The organism is Brevundimonas sp., assembly GCF_031082345.1.
In the GTDB taxonomy this organism is placed as follows: Bacteria; Pseudomonadota; Alphaproteobacteria; order Caulobacterales; family Caulobacteraceae; genus Brevundimonas.
The window spans coordinates 1-7,456 of record NZ_JAVHLH010000142.1; the positions used below are offsets into that span (position 1 = coordinate 1).

At 69.3% G+C, this 7,456-nt stretch carries 12 protein-coding genes; 10 read left to right on the plus strand and 2 right to left on the minus strand.

Annotation, left to right across the window (positions count from 1 at the left end):
• A partial coding sequence (locus RDU12_RS10015) for a response regulator (protein WP_308684544.1) occupies positions 1–427 on the plus strand: 427 nt, incomplete at its 5' end.
• 4 nt (positions 428–431) lie between these two features.
• Here RDU12_RS10015 and RDU12_RS10020 read toward each other — a convergent pair.
• Positions 432–731 (minus strand): hypothetical protein, encoded by a 300-nt coding sequence (locus RDU12_RS10020; RefSeq protein WP_308684545.1) that lies wholly within the window; start codon positions 729–731, stop codon positions 432–434.
• A 139-nt stretch (positions 732–870) separates the two neighbouring features.
• On the opposite strand from RDU12_RS10020, the gene RDU12_RS10025 reads away from it, so the two are divergent.
• The 9 genes from RDU12_RS10025 to RDU12_RS10065 all read left to right on the plus strand — a co-directional run bounded on the left by RDU12_RS10025 (position 871) and on the right by RDU12_RS10065 (position 6,631).
• Positions 871–1,446 (plus strand): TetR/AcrR family transcriptional regulator, encoded by a 576-nt coding sequence (locus tag RDU12_RS10025; protein ID WP_300290420.1) that lies wholly within the window; start codon positions 871–873, stop codon positions 1,444–1,446.
• A 42-nt stretch (positions 1,447–1,488) separates the two neighbouring features.
• A complete protein-coding gene (locus RDU12_RS10030) occupies positions 1,489–1,743 on the plus strand; it encodes a type II toxin-antitoxin system ParD family antitoxin (RefSeq protein WP_300290422.1) in 255 nt (84 codons plus the stop codon).
• The gene (locus tag RDU12_RS10035; RefSeq protein ID WP_300290424.1) at positions 1,744–2,049 is read left to right on the plus strand and encodes a type II toxin-antitoxin system RelE/ParE family toxin; all 306 of its coding nucleotides are present in this window, start codon (positions 1,744–1,746) and stop codon (positions 2,047–2,049) included.
• Positions 2,046–2,798, plus strand: a complete 753-nt coding sequence (locus RDU12_RS10040; protein ID WP_300290426.1) for a DUF72 domain-containing protein — start codon at positions 2,046–2,048, stop codon at positions 2,796–2,798. The genes RDU12_RS10035 and RDU12_RS10040 overlap by 4 nt, the downstream gene beginning before the upstream one ends.
• Complete coding sequence (locus RDU12_RS10045) at positions 2,795–3,166, plus strand: GFA family protein (RefSeq protein WP_300290428.1); 372 nt, start codon at positions 2,795–2,797, stop codon at positions 3,164–3,166. The genes RDU12_RS10040 and RDU12_RS10045 overlap by 4 nt, the downstream gene beginning before the upstream one ends.
• Before the next feature lie 114 nt (positions 3,167–3,280).
• Positions 3,281–3,832, plus strand: coding sequence for a hypothetical protein (locus RDU12_RS10050; RefSeq protein ID WP_300290431.1), 552 nt, complete (start codon positions 3,281–3,283; stop codon positions 3,830–3,832).
• A 67-nt stretch (positions 3,833–3,899) separates the two neighbouring features.
• Complete coding sequence (locus RDU12_RS10055) at positions 3,900–4,970, plus strand: NAD(P)-dependent alcohol dehydrogenase (protein WP_300290432.1); 1,071 nt, start codon at positions 3,900–3,902, stop codon at positions 4,968–4,970.
• 95 nt (positions 4,971–5,065) lie between these two features.
• Positions 5,066–5,791: an acetoacetyl-CoA reductase gene (gene phbB / locus RDU12_RS10060; protein ID WP_300290433.1), complete on the plus strand. Its 726-nt coding sequence runs from the start codon at positions 5,066–5,068 to the stop codon at positions 5,789–5,791.
• Between the two features lie 99 nt (positions 5,792–5,890).
• Positions 5,891–6,631, plus strand: a complete 741-nt coding sequence (locus RDU12_RS10065; protein WP_300290435.1) for a DUF4908 domain-containing protein — start codon at positions 5,891–5,893, stop codon at positions 6,629–6,631.
• A 12-nt stretch (positions 6,632–6,643) separates the two neighbouring features.
• Here RDU12_RS10065 and gloB read toward each other — a convergent pair whose 3' ends face one another.
• Positions 6,644–7,372 (minus strand): hydroxyacylglutathione hydrolase, encoded by a 729-nt coding sequence (gene gloB, locus RDU12_RS10070; protein ID WP_300290437.1) that lies wholly within the window; start codon positions 7,370–7,372, stop codon positions 6,644–6,646.
• Positions 7,373–7,456 lie beyond the last annotated feature (84 nt).

The following is a 7,456-nucleotide window of genomic DNA, read 5'->3' on the forward strand; positions in this document are numbered from 1 at the left end:
CCCGGGCAGGGCGGCGGGCGCGGCGGCCGCCCTGCCCGGGGCCGGACGGTCGATGCGGGTGCTGCTGGCCGAGGACCACCCCACCAACCAGCGCGTGGTCCAGCTGATCCTGAACAGCCAGGGCGCCGAGGTCGTGATCGCCGGCGACGGCGCCCAGGCGGTGGCGGCGTTCGAGGCCGAAACCTTCGACGTGGTGCTGATGGACATGCAGATGCCGGTCATGGACGGGCTGAGCGCCACGCGCGCCATCCGCGCCCATGAAGCGGCGACGCCCGGCCGGCCCCGCACCCCGGTGGTGATGCTGAGCGCCAACGCCATGCCCGAGCACCGCGAGGAGGCCCTTGCGGCCGGGGCAGACAGCCATCTCGCCAAGCCGATCACGGCCGCCAGCCTGCTGGCCGGCATCGAGGCCGTGATCGGAACCTGATCGATCAGGCGGCGGCGGCCGTGTTGCATGTGGCCAGTTCGGCCTGGGACAGGGCGACGCCGTCGCGCTCGTAGCGGGTCACCGCGCCGAAGCGGGCGACGAAGCGGCGGCATTCCCGCAAGACGGGCTGCGAGGCGCCGCGGCCGCGGGCGACGCAGGCGCCGTCGGGTCCGCAGGACCAGGACCGGCCGTCCAGCACGACGCGGCGCGGCTCGCCGGGGGCGACGAGCGTGGCGGCGGCGTCCAGAACGGGCGCGGGCTGGGCGACGGCGAGGGTCGCCGCAATCAGGGTCATGAGAAGCATTCGAGCCTCCTTGGGGCTGTTCATGTCGGCCGGATCGTGCAAAAGTGATCGACCGTGCACATATGCGTGACCGCTCGGTCACTTCGAGTCAATACAAAAGTGTCCGTTCGGATACTTTTTACCGCTGGAGCCCTTTCGCATGCCCCCCAAAGGCGCCGCCACCCACGCCCGGCTGATCGACGAGGCGATGACCCAGGTGACGGTGCGCGGTCTGGCCGCCGTCAGCCTGCAGGACGTCGCCGGCGCCGCCGGGGTGTCGAAGAGCGCGGTGCTGAAGCATTTCCAGTCCAAGGAGGCGCTGCAGATCGAACTGGTCGACGCCATGATCGAACGCTTCACCGAGGCGGTCTGGCGGCCGGCCGAGCCGCTGCCGGCGGGCCGCGAGCGGCTGGACCGGATCTTCCAGGGCGAGCTGGACTGGATCGACGGCGAGGACCGCCCGGGCGGCTGCCCGCTGAAGGCGGCGGCCATCGAGCTGGACGACCAGCCGGGGCCGCTGCGCGACACGCTGAAGGCCAGTCAGCAGCGCTGGGCCAAGGTGCTGAAACGCGAGTTCCGGGCGCTGAATCCCAACGCCGACGACGCCACGCTGGAGGTGCTGGTGTTCCAGTTCAAGGGCATCGTCCTGGCCTACGGCCATTCGCGCCGCCTGCTGGACGACGAGACCGCCCGGGGGCAGGCGACGGCGGCCTACCGGATGCTGGTCGGGGGATGAGGCGCTGTTGACAAGGTTTGCCATCGCGCGCAACCTCGTCCGATGGCGACGATGAACATCTCCCTGCCCGACCAGATGAAGGCCTGGGTTGAGGCGCAGACCGCGGACGGCCGCTACAGCAATACCAGCGACTACATCCGCGACCTGATCCGCCGCGAGCAGACCAAGGCGGACAAGATCGCCCATATGCAGAGGCTGATCGACGAGGCCTACGCCTCAGGCGTGAGCGACCGGACTTTGGATGAAATCTTCGCCGAAGCGCGCGCCGAGGCCGTCGCCGGCTCCCGCGCCGCCTGAGTGGCGAGCCTCCGGCTTTCCGAAACGGCGCGCGCCGACATCCGGGCCATCTACCGGCAAGGAGTCGAAGGGTTCGGCGTGAGACGGGCGGACGCCTATGCCGCGGCCCTCCGATTGGCCATCAAGCGTCTGGCGGAGTTTCCGGAGTCCGCTTCGTTGAGAGAAGGTCTGGACGGACCCGTCCGGGTCCTTCCATTCCGCTCGCATATTGTCATCTATGCCATCGACGAGGGCGGCGTTCACATTCTCCGTGTCCGTCATGGCCATGAAGACTGGATCGGCAACCCGACGGGAGATCACCGATGACCCACCCTATTCGAGTCGGCGTCGGCGGCTGGACCTATGAGCCGTGGCGGGGGGTCTTCTATCCGGAGGGGCTGACGCAGAAGCGCGAGCTGGAGTTCGCCTCGCGCGCCCTGACCTCGATCGAGATCAACGGCACCTATTATTCGACCTTCAAGCCCGACAGCTGGATGAAGTGGCGGGACGAGACGCCCGAGGGGTTCGTCTTTTCGGTCAAGGCCAGCCGCTACTGCACCAACCGCAAGGTGCTGGCGGACATGGGCGAGTCGATGGGGCGGTTTCTCGACCAGGGGCTGACGGCGTTGGGCGACAAGCTGGGGCCGATCAACTGGCAGTTCATGGGAACCAAGAAGTTCGACCCCGAGGATTTCGAAGGCTTTCTGAAGCTGTTGCCCAGGGAGAAGGACGGGGTGCGGCTGCGCCATGCGCTGGAAGTCCGGAACGTCAGTTTCGACACGCCGCAGTTCTATGGTCTGGCGGCGAAATACGGGGCGGCCATCGTCTATGCCGAGGACGACGAGGCCCCGGAGTGGCCGCGCATCGACCAGCCGACCGCCGACTTCACCTATGCCCGGCTGATGTCGAGCCGCGAGGGCGAACCGACCGGCATGACCGCGAAGGAGCTGGACGCCATCGCGGACCGGGCGCGGACATGGGCGAAGCGCGGCGAGGTGTTCGCCTACTTCATCGCCGGGGCCAAGGTGCGCAATCCGGCGGCGGCCCAGGCGTTGATCGCGAGGCTGGGACAGTGACGGACCGGGTGCAGGGCAGCTGCCATTGCGGGGCCCAGCGGTTCGCCGCCCCGGCGCCGGAAACGGTGACGCAGTGCAACTGCTCGAGCTGCACCAAGCGGGGAACGCTGGCGGCCTATTATTCGCCGGAGGCGGTCGAGCTGAACCTGACCCCGGCGACCGTCGCCGCCTATCAGTGGGGCGACCGGATGATGACCTTCCACCACTGCGTCACCTGCGGCTGCGCCGTCTTCGCCGAGTCCGACGCCTGGACCACCGACGAGGGCGAAGCCCGGCCCGCCCGGATCACCCTGAACGCCCGGCTGTTCGACGCCTTCGATCTGGACGCCGTGCCCGTCCGCCACGTCGACGGCCGCAACGACTGGTGATCTCGCGGGCGCGGACCGAACCGCGCCACGACGCGCTTCGGATTACGGCGAATTAAGCAGCCCCCCAGTCCCTTGCTTTGATAAGTAGCTGTCCATGCAAGATAGGAGGTTTTGATGAATTCGGACAGTGACAAGATCGCCCGGTTGCAGACGCAACTGACCCGGCTTCAGGCCATCACCGTAGCCATGGGCGTCGGCCTTGCGGTGGTGCTCGTCAGCGGCGCGGCCCGGGACCCCGTACAGGACGAGATCAAGGCCCGTCGGATCGCCCTCGTCGACTCCCGCGGCGTCGAGCGGGTCGTGCTGGGCGAGGATTCAGGCCGCCAGCACGGCCGGGCCGCAGGCGTGTTGATCTTTGACGAGACCGGCGCCGAACGCGGCGGCTTCGGCACCTTCGAGAACGGCCAGGCCTCGCTGGCGCTGGACGCGCCGGAAGGCGTCGGCGCGCCGATGCGGGACCGGCTGGGACTGATCGTCTCGCGGAGCGGCGGGGCTGTGGTCCAGCTGAACAACAACGACTCCGGCGTGCCCGTGCGGCTGGTGGCGGATCCGGGCGGCGGCGGCGGGGTCGAGCTGATCGAGTTCGACCATGCCGAGAAGAAGGCCCGCATCCGGCGTCTGAGCTATGGCGACGACGTCCGGCGCGAGGTCTCGATCGGCGGCTGACAGCGGTTGCTGCGGACGGGGGCGGCGCCTACCTTCTGGAGCCCGCCTCCTTCCGTCCGGAACCGCCATGTCCATCGCCACACGCGCCTTCGCCGCCACCGCCGCCGACGCCCCGCTGTCGCCGTACCGCTTCGACCGGCGCGATCCGGGGCCGGACGACGTGGCCATCGAGATCAAATACTGCGGCGTCTGCCACTCGGACCTGCACGTGGTGAAGAACGATCTGGGCGGCACGCGCTATCCGATCGTGCCGGGGCATGAGATCGCCGGGGTGGTGACGGCGGTCGGCGCGAACGTCAGCCGCTTCAAGGTCGGCGACCGGGTCGGCGTCGGCTGCATGGTCGACAGCTGCCGCACCTGCCCGTCCTGCCTCGAGGGCGAGGAGCAGTACTGCGTCCCCGGCATGACCCAGACCTACGGCTCGGCCGACCCCAAGGGCGCGGACATCGGCCAGACGATCACCCAGGGCGGCTATTCCGACCACATCACGGTCACCCAGGACTTCGTGCTGCGCATCCCTGACGCCCTGCCGCTGGACGCCGCCGCGCCGCTGCTGTGCGCGGGGATCACCACCTGGTCGCCGCTGCGCCAGTGGGGCGTCGGCCCGGGCTCGAAGGTCGCGGTGATCGGCCTCGGCGGCCTCGGCCATATGGCGGTCAAGCTGGCCGCGGCCTTGGGGGCCGAGGTGACGGTGCTGTCGACCTCGGACCGCAAGAGGGCCGATGCGGAGCGGATGGGGGCGAAGCATTTCCTGATCAACTCGGACAAGGCGGCGATGAAGGCGGCCGGCGAGAAGTTCGACCTGATCATCAACACCGTCTCGGCCACCCACGAGATCGCCAGCCATGTGAACCTGCTGGCCCGCGACGGGACCATGGTGATGCTGGGCCTGACCACCGAGGCCCTGCCGATCTTCGCCGTGCCCCTGCTGTGGCGGCGCCGGCGGATCGCCGGTTCGCTGATCGGCGGCATCCGCGAGACCCAGGAGATGCTCGACTTCTGCGCCGAGCACGGCATCGCCTGCGACATCGAGGTGATCGCGCCGGACCAGATCAACGAGGCCTACGCCCGGATGGAGAAGTCGGACGTTCGGTATCGGTTCGTCATCGACATGGCGCGGCTCGACAAGGCCGCGTGAGCCCGTCCTTTGCGCGCAACGGCTCGCGGGCTAAAGCGTATCCATAGGCAGGCGGCCCGAACGAGAGGCCGCCGCTTCAGGACAGGGAAACGAACATGGCACGAGTGGCTCTGGTCACGGGCGGCACCCGCGGCATCGGCAAGGCGATCGCGCAGCGCCTCAAGGAAGACGGCCTGCAGGTGGCGGCCGGCTATTCCGGCAATGTCGAGGCGGCCGAGGCCACCGCGCGCGAGCTCGGCGTCATGGTGGTCAAGGGCAATGTCGGCTCGTTCGAGGACTGCCAGCGCGCGGTGCAGGAGGTCGAGGCCCAGCTCGGCCCGATCGACATCCTGATCAACAACGCCGGCATCACCCGCGACGGCTTCTTCCACAAGATGACCGCCGACCAGTGGTCCGACGTGATCCGCGTCAACATGGACAGCGTCTTCAACATGACGCGCCAGGTGATCGGCGGCATGCGCGACCGCGGCTTCGGCCGCATCGTCAACATCAGCTCGATCAACGGCCAGAAGGGCCAGATCGGCCAGACCAACTATTCCGCGGCCAAGGCCGGGATGATCGGCTTCACCAAGGCGCTGGCGCTCGAGAACGCCCGCAAGGGGGTCACGGTGAATTGTATCGCCCCCGGATATATCGACACCGAGATGGTGGGGGCCATGGACGAGAAGGTCCTGGCCGGAATCATCGCCCAGATTCCGGTGGGAAGACTCGGAAAAGGCGAGGAAATCGCGGACATGGTCTCGTGGCTGGCCGGCGAGCGTGCCGGATATGTCACAGGCTGCACCCTGTCGCTGAACGGCGGTCAGTATCTGGTCGGCTAGGGGCCGGCCGCCCAAAATCCGCCGCGTGGCGATTCCACGACAGACGGCATGGAGTTGACGGCAAGGGTCAGATCGGCGTGGAGGCCGCTTCCGACCGCGATGGCGATCGCCCTCGCGGCGGCTGCGCTGTCTTTGCTGTCCGCGCCCTCCCAGGCCGCCGCCCAGATCCGCGGCAACGTCCAGGCCGAACAGGGTGAAAAGCTCCGCAGCCTGCGCCCCTCCTCCCCGGCCCCGCCGCCCGTGGGACGCTATGTGGCCGACTCCGGCGACGGCTTCATTCTCGACCGGTCCGGGCGTCATCCGCTGCTGCGCTTCGAGCGCCGTGACGAGACCTGGGTGCTGAGGCCGACCGCGGCGCCGCGCGGCGACGTCATCTACCGCAACGACGCCGGCGACCAGGTGCTGAGGGTCACCCCCAACGGCGGCATGACCGTCTATACGCCCCGGGCGCCCGGCGGATCGCCCGCCTCGTTCGCCGGGGCCGGCCAGAGCCTGACCCCGCCGACGCTGGGACCGATGCTGCTGTTCCGCCTGATGGCCCAGCGCAGCGCCATGGTCAGCGAGGTCGTCGGGCGGCTGGTCGAGGTCAATCTGGACGGCGACCAGTCCGAAGCCCTGTGCGTCGAGGCCCTGATCGTCAGCACCGAGGCGGTCATGCGCATCGCCCGCTCGCCGACGGCCCGGCAGTACATCAGCGAGTTGCGCAGCATCACCATCAACGAGGGCCCCCGCGCCGGCGTGACCTATGCGCGCGGCCGGCTGACCGTCACCGTCAACCCCCAGCAGGGCATGGCCGGCCGGCCGTCGTCGGCCCGGGTGATCCGCGCCATCCTGCCCTGACGCCGGTCGGGATCAGCCGGTGAAGGCGTCCTTGGCCGCGCGCCGGGCCGCGAAATCGGCCGCATCGGCGGCGCGCAGGAAGGGATTGAACGCCTTCTCCGCCCCGATCGTGGTCGGGACCGTCGGCTGGCCCCGCTCCCGTGCGGCGAACACCGCCGCCGCCCGGGCCGCCATCTGGGGCCGGTCGTCGAGGCTCAGGGTGAACCGCGCATTGGCCGCCGTGTATTCGTGGGCGCACCAGACGGTGGTCTCGTCCGGCCAGGCGGCGAGCCTCTGCAGGCTGTCCCACATCTGTTCCGGCGTACCCTCGAACAGCCGGCCGCAGCCGAGGGCGAACAGCGTGTCCCCGACGAAGGCCTGGCCGCCCGCCGCGTCGCGATAGACGATATGTCCCAGGGTGTGGCCGGGGGTATCGGTCACCTCCAGCGCCGTCTCGCCCAGCATGACGCTGTCGCCGCCGCGCACGACCCGGTCCAGCGGCGCGGCCCTGCGCACCTCCTCCGGGCCGACGATTTCGCAGCCGGTCGCCGCCTTCAGGGCCGCATTGCCCTGGGTGTGGTCCGGATGCCAGTGGGTGTTCAGGATCAGGTCCAGCCGGCCCCAGCCCGACCGCTCCAGCTCGGCGAGGATGGCGTCGGCGTCGGGCGTGTCGATCGTCGCCACGGCGCCGGTGGCGGCGTCTCGCGCGAGGAAGCCGTAGTTGTCGGACAGGCAGGGAAACAGGCGAACGTCGAGGGGCATGCCGCATTCTAGCAGCGGCCCTCTCCGCGGCCTATGGTGACCGGATGCGGCGCAGCATCGAGGAACTTCGGACCTTCTACGGCG